The sequence below is a fragment of the Gemmatimonadota bacterium genome, assembly GCA_026706345.1.
Classification (GTDB): Bacteria; JAAXHH01; JAAXHH01; order JAAXHH01; family JAAXHH01; genus JAAXHH01.
Genome location: JAPOYX010000239.1, coordinates 27544 through 46924, shown reverse-complemented (window position 1 = coordinate 46924; position 19381 = coordinate 27544). Strand labels below are relative to the sequence as shown.

At 60.3% G+C, this 19381-nt stretch carries 18 protein-coding genes; 15 read left to right on the top strand and 3 right to left on the bottom strand.

What is annotated here, in order from left to right:
- On the top strand, positions 1–648 hold a 648-nt coding region (locus tag OXG98_17455; GenBank protein MCY3773797.1), incomplete at its 5' end, for a sodium-coupled permease.
- Positions 649–724: 76 nt separating this feature from the next.
- Positions 725–3058, top strand: a complete 2334-nt coding sequence (locus OXG98_17450) for an MFS transporter (GenBank protein MCY3773796.1) — start codon at positions 725–727, stop codon at positions 3056–3058.
- Between the two features lie 4 nt (positions 3059–3062).
- Here the strand turns inward: OXG98_17450 and OXG98_17445 are convergent, their stop codons facing one another.
- The 3 genes from OXG98_17445 to OXG98_17435 form a co-directional block, all read right to left on the bottom strand.
- Complete coding sequence (locus OXG98_17445) at positions 3063–3779, bottom strand: ribonuclease activity regulator RraA (GenBank protein ID MCY3773795.1); 717 nt, start codon at positions 3777–3779, stop codon at positions 3063–3065.
- A 126-nt stretch (positions 3780–3905) separates the two neighbouring features.
- The gene (locus OXG98_17440; GenBank protein MCY3773794.1) at positions 3906–4802 is read right to left on the bottom strand and encodes a sugar phosphate nucleotidyltransferase; all 897 of its coding nucleotides are present in this window, start codon (positions 4800–4802) and stop codon (positions 3906–3908) included.
- Positions 4803–4835: 33 nt separating this feature from the next.
- Positions 4836–6263 (bottom strand): GHMP kinase, encoded by a 1428-nt coding sequence (locus tag OXG98_17435; GenBank protein MCY3773793.1) that lies wholly within the window; start codon positions 6261–6263, stop codon positions 4836–4838.
- A 287-nt stretch (positions 6264–6550) separates the two neighbouring features.
- Here OXG98_17435 and OXG98_17430 point away from each other — a divergent pair, with 287 nt between their 5' ends.
- The 13 genes from OXG98_17430 to ptsP all read left to right on the top strand — a co-directional run bounded on the left by OXG98_17430 (position 6551) and on the right by ptsP (position 19364).
- Entirely contained in the window at positions 6551–8782 is a 2232-nt protein-coding gene (locus OXG98_17430; GenBank protein MCY3773792.1) for a UvrD-helicase domain-containing protein, read from the top strand.
- A 42-nt stretch (positions 8783–8824) separates the two neighbouring features.
- On the top strand, positions 8825–9109 hold the full coding sequence (gene gatC / locus OXG98_17425; GenBank protein ID MCY3773791.1) for an Asp-tRNA(Asn)/Glu-tRNA(Gln) amidotransferase subunit GatC: 285 nt from the start codon (positions 8825–8827) through the stop codon (positions 9107–9109).
- Positions 9110–9116: 7 nt separating this feature from the next.
- Positions 9117–9887, top strand: coding sequence for a 3-deoxy-manno-octulosonate cytidylyltransferase (gene kdsB, locus OXG98_17420; GenBank protein MCY3773790.1), 771 nt, complete (start codon positions 9117–9119; stop codon positions 9885–9887).
- Entirely contained in the window at positions 9884–10714 is an 831-nt protein-coding gene (kdsA, locus tag OXG98_17415; protein ID MCY3773789.1) for a 3-deoxy-8-phosphooctulonate synthase, read from the top strand. Before kdsB ends, kdsA begins: the two co-directional genes overlap by 4 nt.
- Before the next feature lie 19 nt (positions 10715–10733).
- Positions 10734–11630, top strand: a complete 897-nt coding sequence (locus OXG98_17410; GenBank protein MCY3773788.1) for a lysophospholipid acyltransferase family protein — start codon at positions 10734–10736, stop codon at positions 11628–11630.
- A gap of 58 nt (positions 11631–11688) precedes the next feature.
- A complete protein-coding gene (lptC, locus tag OXG98_17405; protein MCY3773787.1) occupies positions 11689–12300 on the top strand; it encodes an LPS export ABC transporter periplasmic protein LptC in 612 nt (203 codons plus the stop codon).
- A 101-nt stretch (positions 12301–12401) separates the two neighbouring features.
- Positions 12402–13652: a hypothetical protein gene (locus OXG98_17400; protein ID MCY3773786.1), complete on the top strand. Its 1251-nt coding sequence runs from the start codon at positions 12402–12404 to the stop codon at positions 13650–13652.
- 13 nt (positions 13653–13665) lie between these two features.
- A complete protein-coding gene (gene lptB / locus OXG98_17395) occupies positions 13666–14409 on the top strand; it encodes an LPS export ABC transporter ATP-binding protein (protein ID MCY3773785.1) in 744 nt (247 codons plus the stop codon).
- Between the two features lie 15 nt (positions 14410–14424).
- Positions 14425–15900 (top strand): RNA polymerase factor sigma-54, encoded by a 1476-nt coding sequence (gene rpoN, locus OXG98_17390; GenBank protein ID MCY3773784.1) that lies wholly within the window; start codon positions 14425–14427, stop codon positions 15898–15900.
- Between the two features lie 31 nt (positions 15901–15931).
- Positions 15932–16234 (top strand): ribosome-associated translation inhibitor RaiA, encoded by a 303-nt coding sequence (gene raiA / locus OXG98_17385; protein MCY3773783.1) that lies wholly within the window; start codon positions 15932–15934, stop codon positions 16232–16234.
- 100 nt (positions 16235–16334) lie between these two features.
- On the top strand, positions 16335–17300 hold the full coding sequence (hprK, locus tag OXG98_17380; GenBank protein ID MCY3773782.1) for an HPr(Ser) kinase/phosphatase: 966 nt from the start codon (positions 16335–16337) through the stop codon (positions 17298–17300).
- A gap of 38 nt (positions 17301–17338) precedes the next feature.
- Entirely contained in the window at positions 17339–17602 is a 264-nt protein-coding gene (locus OXG98_17375) for an HPr family phosphocarrier protein (protein MCY3773781.1), read from the top strand.
- 1 nt (position 17603) lies between these two features.
- Positions 17604–19364 carry a phosphoenolpyruvate--protein phosphotransferase gene (ptsP, locus tag OXG98_17370; GenBank protein MCY3773780.1) on the top strand — a complete coding sequence of 587 codons (1761 nt, stop codon included), beginning with the start codon at positions 17604–17606 and terminating at the stop codon, positions 19362–19364.
- Positions 19365–19381: the final 17 nt, after the last annotated feature.

Sequence of the window (19381 nt, the reverse complement as noted above, 5' to 3'; positions counted from 1 at the left end):
TTCCAGGCCCAACCCGATCTGCTCCCCGCCGGCGCCGACCTGGACGGACAGGCGCACCATGTTTTCCCACACTATATCGCCTACTACCTTCCGCCCGGCGTGTCCGGGTTCGTGGTTGCCGCCATGTTCGCGGCCGCCATGTCGAGCCTGGACTCGGGGGTCAATGCGATCACGGCGGTGGTTTCGACTGATTTCATCGACCGGTTCAGGAGGTCGCCGGCAACCGAGAAACAACTGACGCGTACGGCGAAAATGCTCGCGTTCGTCATAGGCGCCATAGCCGTAGGCGCGAGTTCGCTGATGGAACTGGTGCCCGGCAACATCACGGCGGTGACCAACAAGACCTCAAACCTGCTGACAACACCCATATTCGCCCTCTTCTTCTTCGCGTTGTTCGTGCCGTTCGCCCGCCCGGCAGGCGTCGTCGCAGGCGCCGTGTGCGGCATCCTCACCGCCTCGCTGATCGCCTTTTCCGGTCCGCTGTTCGGCATGTTGCCCGATGGGAACGACCCGGTCAGTTTCATGTGGATCAGTCCCATGGCGCTGGCCGTGAACCTGGGGGTCGGCACGGCGGTCAGCTGGGTGCTGGCGAGAAATGGGAACGCGAGAAACGAGCAGGCCAGGAATAGGGATGCCGGGCAGGAGTAACCGGGCAGGTGTAGAGAATCACGCACGCGTGCCGGACAGTATATACGGGATAGGTTAATTCCAGGGAAACGGGATCGTGCAAGAAGATAAGAAACTGACACGGCTGCAGACGGCGCGCGGGATGCGCATGTGGAACGTGAACGGTATGCTCGAGTCGGTTCATTCGGCGATTACCACGGGCGTCTACACCACGGGTTACGCGCTGCATCTCGGCGCATCCAGCGCCATGATCGGTTTTATCTCCGCGTCCATTTCCATCGGCCAGTTGCTGCAAGCCTTCTCGCCGCTGCTGATCGAACGCCTGCCCCGACGCAAGACGCTGTGCCTGTTCGCCAATGGCATCAGTTCATCGCTCTGGCTGCCCATCGCCTTCATCCCCTTTCTCTTCTTCGAGGGGTACCAGTTGTTGGCGCTCATGGCCTTCATCGCCCTCTCGAAGGCAGCCATGTCTCTGGTTTCCCCGGCGCGTCAGTCCTGGCTGACCGACCTGGTTCCCGACGAGATACGCGGCCGCTTCGTCGCCCGGCAGCGTAGCCTGACGGCATCCGCCGGTCTGATCACGTCGGTCTGCGCGGGATTCTTCCTGAGTACGTACGCCGCTGGAGATTCACAGGAAGGCTTCAGCTCCATATTCGTCGTGGCCGTGGTCTTCTCCGGCTTCGGGGTCTGGGCCTGGTCCCGTATTCCCGAACCACAGAAAAGCCGGGGGGAGGACATCCCTTCGAACCAGTTGCTTCGCCTCCCCTTCCGTCACGGTCCCTTTCGCAGATTGATGTTCCTGGTTTCGGGCCGGCTCCTCATTGCCCAGATCGCCGCGCCTTTCTTTACCGTCTACATGCTGCGGACGCTTGAAGTCTCCTACGCCCAGATCGCGATTTTCTCGGCCATACAGACCATTGCCACGGTCATCATGAATCCCTTCTGGGGTTACCTGGCGGACAAGTACGGTTACAAGCCGGTCATGTCGATTACTGCCGCGGGACTGGCCCTGTTTCCGCTGGGATGGGGATTCGTGACCCTGGAAAACTACTGGATCATGGTGCCGCTGGTGCAGGTCTGGGGCGGCAGCATGAGCGCGGGATGGAGTACCGCCCGCTTCAATCTCATCGTCAAGACGGCCCCGGCGGCCAACCGATCCGCTTTCCTGGGATGCTACTCCGCGGTCTCGAGAGGGTGCGCGGCGTGTGGTGCCGTACTGGGAGGAATAGCCGCGGACCTGTGTACCTCCATCCCTGCCGTATCGTTTTTCGGCTACACCTTCGCGGGCCTGCAATACCTGTTCCTTGCCAACGGAGTGCTTCGAATCTCCTACATGGGCCTGCTGGCCCGTCTGGTCTCCGATTCGCAGGTTTCTTCCAGGGACGTGATCAACCGCGTGCGCAAGGGGAATCCCATCGCGACCCTCTGGCACCTCGTGCGCATGGGGAAATCCGGCAATCCATCGGTCCGGGCACGAGCCGCCCGTGAACTGGGTGAAACCGGCAGCCACCTGGCCGTGGACGAGTTGATCGCGCTGCTCGATGACAGCGATCGTAACGTACGGCGGGAGGCCGTACAGTCCCTCAGCAGGATCGGTGCGGAGGAGGCGGTCAATCCGCTGCTCGAATGCGTGGGCAACCCCTCGTCGGACATCGCCGAAGAGGCCGTGGAAGCCCTGGGCGCGGTGCCTTCGTCGCTTAGCCTCAACATCCTGGTGACCCTGCTGCACGATGAGCGCCCGGGAATCCGAAGAAGCGCAGTTATCGCCCTGGATAGGATCGGAGACCGGCGCGCGGAAACGGCGTTGGAAGCCCTGCTCGAACATGAGCGGGACCCAGCGATCGTACAGTCCGCCCTGGAAACGCTGGCCAGGATGGGAAGTACAGGGATCCTCGGCCGGCTTCAGGATCTTATACGGACCAGCGAAACCAGCCTCGAGCGGGGCGTGCTGGTCATGTCGGCAGGGCATCTGCTCGGTGCACCGGATCTCCTGTACCGGTTGCTTCAGGCCGGCGAGATGGACCAGGATCGGGCGATGGTGCGGATATTCCGGACTGTTCGCCGGCAGCTGGGCGGCTGGTCGTATGTCGAAAGAGATACCAGGAATCAGTACACGGCCGCCGTCGACCGCGCCATGAATGCTTTCGAGCGGCAACAGACCGGGGAGATGCTGAAGCTGCTCGTGGAGGTCGCTCGGGACGTCGTCGGGGAAGCGCGTCCGGAAGGGGCGGCCGGCCCGAAACGCCCGGATCGTTCTGCCGATTATGCGGCACCCGCTGGAGGACCAGCGGCGGGTCGGGACGATATCGAACTGGCGTACAGGGTGCTGTCGGACCTGGAATCCGAAGGCCGGACGAGGACCCTGCACGCCGAGGAGAGACTGCTGGCGGTGGTGGCCTTGCAACGCATAGCGGATCTGGCCACCGGTTGAGCGTTCAGCCCTTTTTCGCCTTCCAGGCTTCGTATTCGGCCAGGGTCATTTCATCGGGCGGGTAAACGCCGATGATGCTGTGTCCCTGCTGGATCTTCTGCAGGATGAAGACTTCGCGCTCCTCCTGCGCCTCGGCCTTTTCCGCTACCACTTCCGCCAGGTGGCGCGGTACCACTACGATGCCCTCCGCATCGCCCACGATGATGTCTCCCGGGAAAACGGCTATGCCGCCGCAGGCGATGGGGCGCTGTATATCGCTCGGGTAGTGCACGCTCTTGCTGTTATGGGCGTTCATGGACCTTGCATACGCGGCGAGCCCGGCTTCGACGATGGCCGGAGTATCCCGGAACGCGCCGTCGCTCACCACTCCCGCGGCGCCGCGCTGCAGGATTCTCGTGGCAAGGATGTCGCCCATGACACCGGCCCTGGTGTCTCCCCGCGCGTCGATCACGAGCACTTCACCTTGCCGGATGCTTTCGATACCGATGCGTTGCATGTCCGTCAGGTTGTCCACGGGTACGTGCGTGATGTCTTCACGGCCGGGTATGTACCGCAGCGTGAAAGCAGGTCCCGCCATGCGCGTGCCGGGCGCAAGTGGCGCGACGTCCTGCATGAAAGTGTTATACAAACCGTACTCAGTGAGCACGGAAGTCAGTGTGGCCGTACTCGGAATGAGCAGGGATTCGAGGGTTTCTCGTGATGGGGCTTGCTGTTCAGACATGGTATCAGATTCCCTTTCTATTGTGAACGGCGTACTATGCCGCCGGGGTTAATCTGTTTCGTGACTTCCAACCGGCGTTCGCAGCCGGCTTACCGTACCGGATCAACTCCGGTGATCAGGGCTCTGTCAGGGACGAGCAGGATCGGCGAAAGCCGCCACGGCCTCGACGTATCCGTCCGGCGAACCCGTATCGAAGTGCTCACCGTTTATTTCCAGGGCGAAGTACGCCCGTTGAGACGCCAGCATGGCCTGCGCTCCGGTAAGCTGCAGTTCGCCTTCGTCGGTGGCGCCGTCTCTTGCCATTCGCGCCAGGCAGGAGATCAGATCCGGCGTCATGGCGTGCAGGCCAAACCAGCAGAGGTATGTATCCGCCGGCATGCCCTCTACCCGTAGCCGGTCTCGTGCCAGGACTGTTTCGGGTTTTTCCACCACGGCGTCAAGTTTATAAAGCCCGTTCCACCGCGGCACGGGACAGCCCGAAACGGTACCGAAGTGTTTTATGGCGTCGACGGACTTGCGGATCACGCCTGAGACCGGTGCCTGTAGTTCCGCAAAGGCGTCCAGCAACTGACGCGCGCAGCACCGTTCCTCCCCGCTGAGGTACAGGTGATCGCCGAGCATGACCAGGACCGGATCGTTTCCGATCCAGGCTCCCGCACGGAGGATCGCATCGCCGAACCCCCGGGGACGATCCTGCGGAATAATGGTCAGCTTCTCCGAGAGTTCACCGGGGAATTCGGCCGCGGCGAGCAAGTCCGCTCGATTTCCGATCGCGGATTTTAACGGGCCGGGCAACCGCGAGAAGTAGGCGCGAATCAGTGCCTCGTCTTCCGGCGCGATCACCAGGCCGATTTCCTCGATTTCCGCGTTAATCGCTTCTTCCATGATCAGTTGCAAAACAGTTTTTGCGCGTCCCCGTACGTCCACAATGGGGAACAGCGCCTTGCGCACCGCGCGTGTCGCCGGCATCATGCGGATGCCTTGGCCCGCCAGGGGTATGACCGCCTTTCGTATGCGTTTCAATCCTTTCGACTCCTTCGCTCCCGCCGCGAATGCTCAGGTTATACGGTAGACGCGGTGCCCGAACTCAAGGGTGCCAGGCGAAGTTCCGGTAAAGAGTTCGGCCTCGATACCGGTCGCTTCACCGTAACGCTTAAGCAGATGACCCAGGTGGTCGAACATACGGTCGTTGCCCGCGACGGCGACCGTCCCCCCCGCTCCGCCGCCCGTGATCTTGGCTCCGTAGAATCCTGCTTCCAAGCCCAGCTTCCTCGTTTCTCTGACGATCCAGGACGTTTCGGTCGAACCGAGCCCGCACCGGTGCGTGTAACTCCAGTCCGACGCGTACATCAGCCTGCCAGCCTGCTCGAGAGACCCGGCCTGTTCCGTAACGCCCGCCAGACGGATGCACTCGGTGAATTCCGTCGCCCTGCGGTGTTCGTAAACCGGGTGTTCCACCCGGCTGCGCACTTTGTACAACGCCTCGGGGTCAACGGTCGTCACGGGATCGGGCGTGCCCCCGTAGCGCTGTTCGAATGCCCGGCCCGAGATGCTCGGTGGAAGCAGGGACCGGTAGGATTCCACGTATTCGGTCGTGGATAAATTGCACAGGTAGCCCAGGTGGGAATTCGCCGCGGCTCCGTTACCCGAACGCAAATGATCCTGTATGATCGCCAGGCCCATGAAAGCGGCGATTCTGCTGTTCGTATACCTTGAGCCTTTGATTTCGCGGCGGATGCCGGAGTTTATCCCGATAAAATGTACCCCCTCCGGAACCGGAATCTGTTCCCGTACGGTATGGGGCTGGCAAAGCAGGGAAAGCAGGCGGCCCCGGGTACCCAGGGCGCAGGTGACCTGGTCCATGATGCCGCATGCCGCGCCGACCACACGGTTCTCCACCTTCTGGGACAGGACGGCCAGGTCCATGCCGTCCAGTTCGATCCCATACAGCAGGCTCAGTCCGTATATGGCCGCGATTTCCAGCGCGGCCGAGGAAGACACGCCCACCCGAAGCGGGATGTTGCTCACCAGCACGATCGTGGCTCCGTGGGGGAAACGACCCATGTATCCTTCCCCCTGCAGCACACTGAATGCCCCGGCTACGTACGCCGCCCAGGCGGATTCCGGCGTCCTGGAGAAACGCAGTTTCAAGGTATCGTAGTCCCCGGTAGCCCTGCCGGCCGTCAGATCTTCCAGCGCCAGCGTAACGTCCGGTGACATGCCCATCGCGTCTACGCCGGCACTGTGTATGGCCACCTGTCGGTCGTCGCGGGCCTGGATGCCCATCAGAACCGCCCGGTCGAGGGTCATCTCGCAAACCAGCGAGCCGCTGTAGTCCGCGATACCGCCCATGCAGTCCAGTCGTGCGGGAGCCCTGACCACGTAAATCGGTTTATCGACGCGGAATCGCTTCCCCAGCGGTCCGTGCAGGCTCTTTGGCGTGCAAGCCAGGGCATTTTCAAAGGCTTCAACGTCATCGGGCAAGGTTCCACGATCCGTCAGGCAGTCCAGCATAAACAGCGACCCCGTGTTTTCGCTTCGGTTGAACGGGTTGGAATCAATCCGCCATAATATATAGAACACACTGGATATTCAACGAATCTTTGACTGGGACGACCCTGGACGGTTGTCGCGTGAACCATGATTCTATTGACAGAGTCTCTCGCGGGCGTGTATTATGTTAGCGCGCTGCTCGCCGTAGTTTCCAAATGGATGAAGCAGGCTGAATACTGGATTCACAGTCCTCCCACACGGCCGTTTGGGAACGGTGAATGAACCTTGATGCGGTATTGAATCCCGCCCAAGTCAAAGCTGCGTCCTATGCAGATGGCCCGCTGCTGGTCCTTGCCGGCGCCGGGAGCGGCAAGACACGCGTGCTGACCCACCGGATCGCCTACCTCATTGAACAACTCGGCGTAGACCCCTTTCACATATTGGCCGTCACTTTCACGAATAAGGCGGCGGCGGAAATGAAGGACCGGATCGACCGCATGCTCGGCCGGGGCGACGTGCCCCAGTGGGTGGGCACGTTTCATTCCCTGTCGGCGCGGATTTTACGGCGCGAAGCCGAGACCCTGGGATTTCGGCGCGATTTCGGGATCTACGACGACGATGACCGGCTCGCCCTGATCCGGCGCGTGATGAAAGAACTGGAGATCTCCGAAAACCGCTTTGCCCCGAAGGCGGTGCGCAGTCATATCAGCGGTGCCAAGGATCAACTTGTTTCGGCGCGCGAGTACAAGGCGCAGCAGGGGGATTTCTTCGAAAAGGAAGTGGTGTCGCGGGTTTACGAGGCCTACGAGAAGGCGTTGGAAGATTGCAACGCGCTGGATTTCGACGATCTCATCATGCGGCTGGCCGTAGGATTCGAAACTCATCCGGACCTCTTGAACCGCTACCAGGAGAGATTCCAGTTCATCCTGGTGGACGAATACCAGGACACCAACCGCGCCCAGTACGAATGGATCAACCGACTGGCCCGGAAATACCGGAACCTCTGCGTGGTGGGCGATGACGACCAGTCCATTTACGCCTGGCGCGGCGCCGACATACGCAACATCCTCGAATTTGAGAAAGACTATCCCGAAGCGCGGGTTATCCGCCTGGAACAGAATTACCGGTCCACTCAGCTCATCCTGAAGGCGGGAAACGCGGTCATCAAACACAACAAGGGCCGGAAAGGCAAAGAGTTGTGGACGGACAATCCGTCCGGTGAGCAGATCGGCATTGTCGAAACGATCGACGACCGGGACGAAGCCCGGTGGATAACGCGGAAGATTCAGGAAATGCGCGCCGGCACCCCGCGGCCTCTGAGGGATTTCACGCTGCTCTATCGTACCAACGCGCAATCACGCACCCTGGAGGATGAATTACGCCGGGCCGGCCTTCCCTACGTCATCGTCGGTGGCGTCCGGTTCTTCGAACGGAAAGAAGTCAAGGATGTTCTGGCTTACCTCAAGATCCTCGTTAACGGCAGGGATGTCATCAGTTTCCGCCGAATGGTCAATACGCCCGCCCGGGGTCTTGGCGCCGTCAGGGTGGGCCGCATCGAGCACCTTGCCATCGAGCGTGGGATAGACTACGTCGAGGCGTTGTACCGCGCCGGCGAGTCGGGTCTTTCGGGTAAAGCCGCTCGCACCGCCGTGGATCTCGGGGAGTTCCTGTTGCGAACCCGATCGAGATTGGAGGAGATATCCGGAGCTGAGGCGGCGAGGTGCCTGCTGGAAAAAACGGGCTACCTGCAGCAGTTGGAGATGGACGCCGCGAGGAACGTAGAGGCCGAGGCCAAGGTGCAGAACGTGAATGAACTTGTGGCCGCGCTGGAAGAGGCGACCGAAAGACCGGAAGAAGGGCAGGGGGTTGTCGGGTTGGACGTATTTCTGGAAGAAGTGGCGCTTGTGACGGATATCGACCGGTGGGACGAATCCGTGGATTGCGTCACCCTGATGACCCTGCACAATGCAAAGGGGCTTGAGTTTCCCAATGTCTTTATCACGGGCATGGAAGACGGCCTGTTCCCTCTCGCTCGTTCCATGGATAGTCTTGCAGACCTGGAGGAAGAGCGGCGGCTGTTCTACGTGGGGATCACACGCGCGCGGGAAAGGTTATTCCTTATCCACGCCAGTTTGCGGCGTACTTACAACGGCGGACAGCGGTTGTACGGCGGAGCGATGAATTCCCTGCGGTCCCGTTTCCTCGATGAGATTCCCGAGGAGTTGACTGCCCGGGAGCGTACCAGCCCGTCTTACGCACGGACTTCATGGAAACAGGATGAAAAGCCCTCCGATACCCCGTTCGACGACGACATCACGTCCCCCCGGGTCGTGCAGACGCCCATGGGCAGAGTGCGGATCTCCCGGGGGCAGGACGTCAAACACCCCGTCTGGGGAAAGGGTCGCATCGTCCAGGTCGCGGGAAGCGGGGACGACCTGAGGGCGACGATCAGGTTTTCCGATACGACCAAGAAGGTGATCGTCAAGTACGCCGCGTTGGAGATGATCTGAATAGGTGCCGGCAGCGGGCAGGTGCCTGGAAAGAGGTATGCCATGACGGTTTCAATCGAAGATGTGGACCATGTCGCCTCGCTCGCCCATCTCAAGTTCTCGGACGACGAACGGGAACAACTGGTCGGGCAGCTGAACGCCATCCTGGCCTATATGGAGAAGCTCAATACGCTTGACACCTCCGGCGTGGAACCGACTTCCCACGTGCTGAATCTGAAAAACGTCTTTCGCCGTGACGAAATCGGACCGTCTTTGTCCCAGGAGGAAGCATTGCGCAACGCGCCTTCTTCGGACCGGGGTCATTTCACGGTCCCCAAGGTGATCTGAACGCGAGATGGCATCCGGTAAAACGAAAATCACGGGGCTCATTCCGGCCCGCTACGCTTCGACCCGATTCCCCGGCAAAGCGCTGGCAACCCTGCTGGGCAAACCGATGATCCAGCATACGTTTGAGCGCGCCAGGCGGGCCCGTCGCCTGACCGACCTTTACGTCGTGACCGACGATGAGAGGATCGCGGATGTGGTGCGCCGTTTCGGCGGCGAGCCCATCATGACGTCCCGTGATCATCCCAGCGGTACCGACCGGCTGGCTGAGGCCGTCCGGGACCTGGATTCGGACGTCGTCGTCAACATACAGGGCGACGAGCCGCTGATAACGCCCGAGGCCATCGATACCGTGGTGCAGGCCCTGCTCGACGATCCCGACGTGCCCATGTCGACCCTCGCGCACCGCATAACCCGTCCGGAAGACCTGCTCAACCCCCATATGGGGAAGGTCGTATTCGATCGGCAGGGACGGGCGCTGTATTTCTCCCGGTCGCCGTTGCCCTGGCCGGGCGAGAACATCGACGGGAACTGCCTGCGCCGGACCCGGTACTACAATACCGTGGGGCTTTATGGATACCGGCGTGCTTTTCTGCTTGCCTTCGCCGCGTTGGAGCCGACGCCACTGGAATGCGCGGAACGGCTGGAACAGCTGCGGGCGCTCGAACATGGTTACCGCATTATGGTGAAAGAGACCGATTACGCCCCGCTGGGAGTCGATGTGCCGGAGGACCTGGAAAAGGCGCAGCGAAGGCTGGCCGCCGAGGAAGGGAATTCATGAAAGAGGTCGCCGTCGGAGACGTCGCCATCGGCGGAGGTAGGCCGCTGGCACTGATTGCGGGCCCCTGCGTGATCGAAAGCGAAGCGGTGGTCATGGAAACGGGCGAACGCCTGGTCGCGATATCCGGCCGGCTGGGGATCCCGCTCGTATTCAAGTCATCCTACGCGAAGGCGAATCGTTCTTCTGTCGACTACTACACGGGCCCGGGGATGCACGAGGGCCTGCGCGTGCTCCATAAAGTCCGGGACCTGGGCGTTCCGGTGCTCTCGGACGTGCACAGCGTGGAGGAAGTGGACGCGGCCGCGGAGGTCCTCGATATGCTGCAGCTTCCCGCGCACCTGTCCATGCAAACGGAACTGACCCTGGCCCTCGCCCGTACCGGAAAGCCCGTCAACGTGAAAAAGGGACAGTTTCTCTCGCCTGAGGATATGGCCGCGGTGGTGTCCAAGATAGAAAGCACAGGCAACAGGCAGATACTCCTGACTGAACGCGGCGTCTCCTTTGGATATCACGACCTCGTCGCCGATATGCGATCGCTGGCCATCATGCGCCGGACAGGATACCCCGTGGTTTTCGATGCCACCCACGTGGTCCGGCTGTACGGCCGCCCGAGCAGCGACACGAGCGGGGGAACGCCCGAATTCATCGAGCCCCTCGCCAAGGCGGCCGTGGCAGCGGGATGCGACGCCGTATTCATAGAAACACACCCCCGTGTTTCCGAAGCGCTTTGCGATGCCGCGAGCATGTTGCCGCTTGATCGTCTGGAACCCCTGCTGGAAAGCCTTATGGCGATCGACGAGGCCGTACGGCCCCACGCGGCTTCATGAGCCGCATTCAGGTGCACTCGTGGCCTCCCTGATCAAACGCCTGCGCAATACTGCGGTCTATCACGGTACGCGCGTGTTCGTCGGCCTGATGAACGCGCTTCCGCGACGGACGGCGTTGTCTGTCAGCGGGTGGATGGGCGGGCTGGCCTACCACGTTGCGCGTCATTCCAGGCGCCTTGCCCTTTCCAATCTCACGCTGGCCTACGGCGACAAAAAGTCCCGCCGACAGATCAGACAACTGGGCAGGTCCGTGTTCCGGGAATTGGGAAGGAACGTTGTCGATGCCGCCCGTCTGCCCAGGGTCACGGCGGCGAATGTGGACGACCTGGTCCGGGCCGAAGGACTTTCCTTCCTGGAATCAGCCTATGACGAGGGGAGAGGTGTAGTAGCCGTAAGCGCCCACCTGGGCAACTTCGAACTGATGGGGACGTTCCTGGCCCTCAAGGGCTTCACCGTCACCGTGGTGGCCGCGCCCCTCTATGATCCCCGGCTGGACGCCCTCCTGCTGAAAAACCGGGTGCGCGGCGGATTAAACGTCGTCAGCCGCGACAGGGCTGCCGCCGCCGTTCTTCGCGCGCTGCGGAAGGGGCACGTCGTCGGGCTCCTGGTGGACCAGGACACCCGGGGGGCCGGTATTGCGGTGCCTTTCTTCGGCAGGCCCGCCCGGACACCTACCGGCCCCGCCGTCTTGGCCGACCGGGCCGGTGCGCCAATCGTTCCCATGGCCATTCACCGCCTGGCGGACGATACGCACCTCGTAACCGTCCGCCCGCCGATTCGGTCCGCCGGCCGGGCTCCGGAAGACGTGGAAATGACGACGAGCGCGTATACGGCGGAACTGGAGCGGTTCATCCGGAAGGCGCCGGCCCAATGGGTATGGATGCACGACCGCTGGAAAGCGTCCAGGCTGGCTTGACAGGCCTTCGACCGCAACTTGATCTTGCACCTCCAGGCAATGCAAGGTATATTCAGGCATGTCGACTTTGCCTATTCCCCGGATTTGGCCTCACCCGAAGTTTCGCGACGCAGAAAGGCACGCCCGCTTCTGGCTGTCGTACCTGTTCATAGCTACAGTTGTATGCTCGGCTGCCTGTCGATCCGTCGATCAGCAGGTGGTGGAGAGCGGCAACCAGGATATCCTTCCGGATCAGGAGGCATGGAATACGACGATCTACCTGAGCCGGCACGGCCGGCAGGAAGCCACGATCCAGGCCGGCCACCGTCTGTATTTTTCGGAAACAAACGTTACCATCATGGACGGGGGAGTCCATGTCGAGTTTTACGAAAAAGACGGCAGCCTGGCCTCGACACTCGAAGCTGAGCAGGGTGAGATCGACGGGCAGACCCACGACCTGCGCGTCAGGGGCGGCGTAACGGTCCACAGCACGGAACGCGGCACCCTGGAAACTGATTCCCTGACCTGGGTAAACGCGAAGAACCGTATCGAAACGGACGCCGCCGTCAGATTGACCGGGGACACGGATGTCATTGCTGGCGATGGATTTGAAGCCGATCCGGGCATGCGTCAGTATATCATCCGCCGCAACATCAAGGGCCAGTTTCTACCGGATGCGCAGTCGAACTGACCGGGCTGCCGTACGTCGCTTCGCCAGCTGTTTCTCAAAGGGACCTATCCTTGACGTCCAGCCGGAATTCAGGTATATTGTACCGTAGAAATACGTACGTCATGTCACTGATTTCGGTCTGCTTCCTGGTCGCGGTCTCCGTCCCGCAGGCGATAGCGCAGGAACGTCGCGAGCCGGTGCAAATCGAAGAAGCGGATAGTCTCAGGGCTACCGGTCTCGACGAGATCTTCGACCTGCTCGGTTCTGTGCGGCTCTTGCACGGCAGTACCGTGCTGACAAGTGACAGGGTACGTTATGATCGCCTAAACGGAATCGTGCATCTTGCCGGAAACGTGCGCATGATCCGCGAGACCAGCACGCTCACCGGCGACGCGGCAGTATACTACGAAAACGATCTAACGGCCGTCGCTACGGGCCGGGTGAGACTCGAAGACGAGTTGGACGGCGTGGCGCTGACGGGTATCCGCATGGTATTTACCCAGGAGCCTCACCGCGCCGTGGCGACGGGCGAACCGGATATGACCTGGCAGCAGGACGAAAGTAGGATCAACATCGAGGGCCGCCGCCTGGAATATTATTTCACGGAATCCAATACCCTGCTGAAAGCGGTAGCGCAGGAATCGGTCGTGGTTGTGGATGAAAGGGAAGAGGTGACCATTTACTGTGACCGCGCGGAGTATTTCAAGGAGACGGAAAGCGCGCGATTCAGCGGCGAACCCCGGTTGATCAAGCGCCAGGAGAACGATGAGAGCGATATCGTGGTGACGGGGATCAGTATGACTTACACCTTCGATAATCGAGCCGCCGAAGTGTTCGATTCAGTCAAGGTAGTGAAGGGAACGCTGGAAGGGATTTGCGATACGTTGCGCTACGACAGCGAAGGCCAAAAGATTGATTTAATCAGCAATCCGGTGATCCGAAGCGCCCATAGCGAGATCACCGGAGATGAAATCGTTCTCGAAATGGAGGACGGCAAGGTTACGAAAGCCCTGGTTACGGGTAACGCCGTGGGTTCATATGCCGCGGAAAAGTCGGAAGGGACCGCCCGCTCGGGCCAGGCGGGCCAGGCGGGCCAGGCGGGTCAGGGAGACCAGGCAAGCCGCAGCACTATAGAAGGCCGCAGCATGGTCGTGGACTTCGCGGGGGAATCCGTCAGGACGATCACGGCCCAGGGCAATGCGGTGAGTACCTACAACCCTACCACGCTCGAAAGCGGACCGGCTGGCCATAACGTGGTCCGGGCGAAAGAAATCGTGATCGAGCTGGACGGGGGAGAACTGGTCAAGGTGAACGCGGATGGCGGTGTGGACGGGACCTATCTCACACCGGAAGACGAAGACGGAAACCGTTGAAAGCGGAGGGCCCGTGCAGTGCCTGCAAGCTGAGAACCTGGTAAAATCCTATCAGAATCACCGCGTCGTTGACGATGTGAGCTTACGCGTAGACCAGGGCGAGGTGGTCGGCCTGCTCGGTCCCAACGGGGCAGGGAAGACCACCTCGTTCTATATGATCGTCGGCATGGTCAAGCCAAGGTCCGGACAGGTGCTCATCGAGGATCGGGAAACCGGGAAGAGAAGAGAGATTACGCGGTGGCCAATGTATCGGCGCGCGCGCGTCGGGATCGGTTATCTGGCCCAGGAGCCTTCGATCTTTCGGCGGATGACGGTGGAACAGAACCTGATGTCCATTCTCGAGACGTTGCCCATGACCCGCAAGGCCAGGCGCCAGAAAATGGAGGCTGTGCTGGAGGATTTCGGCATTGCGCATCTGGCCAAGCATAGAGCCTATACGCTGTCGGGAGGCGAACGGCGAAGAACCGAGATCAGCCGGGTTCTGGTCACCGAACCGAAGTTCATACTGCTCGATGAACCCTTTGCCGGGATCGACCCTATTGCAGTGGAAGATATACAGGAAGTCATCGGGCGCCTCAAGGAAAGGAAACTGGGTATACTGGTCACGGATCACATGGTCCGGGAGACTTTGCAGATTACGGACCGTTCCTATATAATGGCCGACGGCCGTATATACCTGTCCGGTACGGCCGAAGCCCTGGCCGACGATCCCGAAGCGCGCCGCATCTATCTCGGCGAGCGATTCCGCCTGGAATAACCGGAAGACACACCCATGGAACTTCATCTCCAACCGCAGACAAGGCAGCAGTTTTCTCCCCAGTTGATGTATTCGCTCAAACTGCTGCAGTTCACCACGGTGGAACTCGAGCAGGAGATCAAGGAGAAAATCGAGGAGAACCCCCTGCTGGAACTGGAGGAGGAGACGGGCGAACCAGACGGACAGGACGGACCGGAGGATGGACCGGCGGGAGAACCGCTGGCGGAGGAGCCGGACCCGACGCGCGAGGACGATCCCGGGGACATGACGCCTGACCGGGACGAAGTCGATTGGGATGCCTACATACGTGACGGCATGCACAACCAGATGGATTCCCGCGAGGAGACCGAAAAGCGGGAAGACCAGCATATCCTGGAACGCGAGGGGAAGTCGGGCCCGACGCTCACCCAGCACCTCATCGAGCAGTTGCATCTTCTCGAACTATCCGTCCGGGATCGGGAAATCGGCGAATACCTGATCGGCAACCTGAACGACAGCGGCCTCCTGGACGTCCCGTTGCAGGATCTGGCGCTGGAGTCCGGCGTACCTTTCGACGAGGCCGAACGGGTTCTGAAGGTCGTACAGACCCTCGAACCCACCGGCGTGGGCGCGCGGGACCTGCGAGAGTGCCTGATGTTGCAGTTGGATGCGCTGAACCTGCGCGAATCGCTGGCATACCGGATGGTATCGGAACACTGGCGAGACGTCAAACTGCGGCGCATTGCGGCAATTCGGAGGAAAACCCGGACTTCCCAGAACGATGTCGGGGATGCCCTGCATGTGATCTCGGGACTCAACCCCCACCCGGGGTTGGCCATCAGCGATTCGTCTGTAATCTCCATACACCCCGATCTGGTTGTCGAAAAGATGGAGGGGGAATACGTCGTATACCTTAACGACCGCAACTTGCCCAGGGTTCGTGTCAGCCATGCCTATCAGGCCATCCTGAGCCGGGGCGAGCACTCCACCGAAGAAGACCGGCGGTACGTGCGGCAGAAGCTGACCGAGGCCAACCACTTCGTGAACTCCATCGAGCAACGGCGGTCTACCCTGTTGAAAGTCACGAACTGCATCGTCAAAGCGCAGCGTGCATTCCTGGATTCGGGCTTGTCCCGTCTCAAACCGATGATTCTGCAGGAGGTCGCTGACAAGGTAGGTTTGCATGTAACGACCGTCAGCCGGGCAACGCAGGGCAAGTATATACAAACCCCCAGGGGGATTTACGCGCTGAGGTTTTTCTTTGACGGCAGGTTGCAGAAGAAGTCATCGGAGCATACGGACGAAGCCCCGGCCGGCCAATTGGCGACAAAGACGGTCAAGGACCGAATCGCCCGGATCATCGCGGAAGAAGACGAGCACGCACCACTGAGTGATCAGGCCATCGAGGAGATCCTGCGTTCGAAAGAGGGTGTGCAGATCAAAAGGCGGACCGTGGCGAAATACCGCGAGAACCTGGGGATACCCATAGCGCGGATGCGCAGAAGGATCTAACCCGTAAGAAACACAGCGAAGGGAGGCGACCGTGCAGAAAACCATGACAGCCCGCCACTGCGAACTGGCAGACGCATACAAGCAGCACGCTGATAGAGAGATGGACCGATTGAACCGTTACAGCGACAATATTCTGAGCGCAGATCTTATTGTCTCTCAAGAAAAATACCGGTACATGGTCGAACTGAACGTGCATGTCGGAGGTCACGTCCTGACCAGCAAGGAAGAGGACGCCGAGGCCTATACCGCACTTGATCAGGCGGTCAACAAGATGGAAACTCAGTTGAAAAAGCACAATGGCAAGTTGCACGACCACCGGGTAAGGCGCCATTGAAAGGCTTCGGCACGCACGCGTCTTGAAGCGTTAGGAATGGCGATTCAGGATCGATCCAAACCAATCTCCTTGAAAATGACCGATGGCCACGATATCGCCCTTGAAATCGCGCGCCCTGCTGATCAAGTCCCTGGTAGAACAGGTCGATCTGAAACTGTCGCCGCTGACGGGTGAAACGGGACTCTCCAGGAAGATAACCAACGCGGAGACGAATCGGCCCGGACTCGCGCTGTCGGGTTTTGTCGACAGGTTTTCCAACAACAGGATTCAGATCCTGGGAGAAACCGAATTAACCTACCTGAAGAGCCTGTCCGGAGAACAGCGGCGTGCGTCGCTGGTCCGGCTGTTCGGTATGGGCATCCCCTGCATGGTCATTACGAAGGGCATGGAGCCGCCGGCGGAACTGACCGAAACCGCCGAGCGGTTCGATACGCCCGTCCTGGGAACCACCCTGACGACGGATGCCTTCGTACACTCGCTGATCGAGTACCTGGAGCCCTATTTCGCGCCGATGACGACGGTACACGGCGCGCTGGTCGACGTCTACGGCGTGGGGCTTCTGTTTACGGGCCGCAGCGGAATCGGCAAAAGCGAGACGGCCCTCGATCTTGTGGAACGCGGCCACAGGCTGGTGGCTGACGATGTGGTGACCGCGTACCGGATGCGGCGCGGCATCGTCATGGGGACGAGCAACACGATAACGCAGCATTTCATGGAAATTCGAGGGGTCGGGATTATCGACGTCACACGCATGTTCGGCATCCGGAGCATCCGCGTACGTAAACGGATAGAAGTCGTGGTGAACCTGGAAGACTGGAACAGCGATGGGGACTACGAACGCACGGCACTCGACGAGAAGACCACGACGTTGCTCGACGCGGAACTGCCCTATGTCCGCATTCCGATCAATCCGGGCAAAAACCTGACCGTAATCTCCGAGGTGGTCGCGCTGCGGCATCTCCTTAAAGTTGTCGGAATAAACCCGGCGTCGATATTGAATCAGCGCGTGCTGGAAGTCATGAAGGAAGGCGAAAGAGTCCGGTACCGCAGGGAAGATTACGAATAGACGCGGATCACGTACGGCTGACTGAATCGGGAAGCGCCTTGGTAAGGAAAACTGTTTCCGTTAAGAACAGAAAGGGTCTGCACATGCGGCCCGCGGAGCAACTGGTCCGCACGGCTTCCATGTTCGAATCGGAAGTCACCCTGGTCAAGGACGCTGTGCCGGTGAACGGAAAGAGCATCATGGGCGTGATGATGCTGGCTGCCGAGTACGGCAGTTCCATCACCGTCGAGATTGAAGGTCCCGATGAAACAGACGCGCTGAAGGCCATAACCGAGATGTTCGACCAGGATCAGGAGGCGTGAAATGAGCGAAGAGCGCCGCGCACTGAAAGGCATTCCGGCGTCACCCGGTATCGCCATCGGCCGCGCTTTCGTCTACAATCGCCGTTTCGCCGCCATACACCAGCGCCCGGTTCCTCCCGACAAAGTGGAAGAGGAGATCGAACGATTCAGAGGCGCGGTCGACGAGGCGTTGAACGACCTCACCCAATTGCAGCGCCGTATCGCGGTTGATATCGACCAGGACATCCTGAAGATCTTCCGTACCCACCAGGCAGTGCTCGAGGATCCGGAAGTCGTGGACGTCACCATCGTCCGTATCCGTCGGGAAAAGACCAATGCAGAGTATATTTTCGACGATGTGATGAGAGGATGGATATCCAGTTACTCCTCGATCGAGAATCCGTTCTTCCGTGAAAGGACCGCGGATTTCGAAGACGTGCATTACCGGGTACTGGCGAAACTCACGGGCAGCGCCCGGCCCCGGATCGAAGCCACGGAAGAAAAGATTGTGCTCGTAGCCCACAGCCTGTCCCCTTCAGATACGGCGGAAATCGACCGGGATTCGGTGTGCGGATTCATAACGGACGCCGGAGGCCAGACGTCGCATACGGCGATCGTGGCCCGTGGTCTGGCCGTGCCGGCGGTGGTCGGCGCCAATATCGCCACGCAGGAAATCACCGATGGCATGATGATCATCATCGACGGCAACACCGGGATGGTCCATCTCGACCCGGATCCCGAAACCGTCGGCAGGTACGAGGAAACGCAGTCCCAGTTATCCGTGTTGGAGCATGAATTGCAGGAACTTCATGATCTTCCGGCGGAGACACGGGACGGCAGGCGTATCGAGCTTTCGGCAAACATCGAACTGCCGGCCGAACTCGAAGACGTCTTGAATCATGGCGCGGACGGCATAGGCCTGTATCGTACCGAGTTCCTCTACCTGGTTCGCAACGAGTTACCCTCCGAAGAAGAACAGACCCGAACCTACCTGGATATCGCCCGACGCATGGCGCCCCATGCCGTAATCATACGCACGTTGGATCTCGGGGCGGACAAGATGCCGACGCAGATGCCGGACGAAGCCAATCCCGCCCTCGGCCAGCGGGGTATTCGACTCTGTCTCAATCGTCCGGAAATGTTCAAAGTACAGTTGCGGGCCGTCCTGCGAGCCAGTGTCGAGGGGAACGTAAGCCTCATGTTTCCAATGATTTCCGGAGTACATGAACTGCGACGGGCAAAGGCGCTGCTTGATGAGGCGCGGGATGAATTGCTCACAGACGGGGTGCCTGTCGGTCAATCGATGCCGGTTGGGATCATGGTCGAGATTCCTTCTGCCGCGCTTACAGCCCATGATCTAGCGAAGGAAGTGGACTTTTTCAGTATCGGAACGAACGATCTGATCCAGTATACGGTGGCGGCCGATCGGGGCAATTCGAGTATCGCCTCTCTGTACAATCCGTGCCACCCGGCTGTGCTCCGGCTGGTCGCATCGATTATCGATGCCGCGCACGACAACGATATCTGGGTCGGGGTGTGCGGCGCCATGGCCGCTCATCCGCTGGCGGCCTGCATACTGCTGGGCCTGGGCGTTGACGAACTCAGTATGAGCCCGATCGATATTCCGGAGATCAAGAGCCTGATCCGGTCGGCGGATTACCAGGAGCTCAAGACCATCACGCGCGATGCCCTGGATCTGCCCACGTCGGAAGAGATCATGCGATTCCTGAAACCCTACCAGCCCAGGACTGAGTTGGACGTATCCGACATGCTGCGGATCTGACGGCTGGCTGGAGGGCT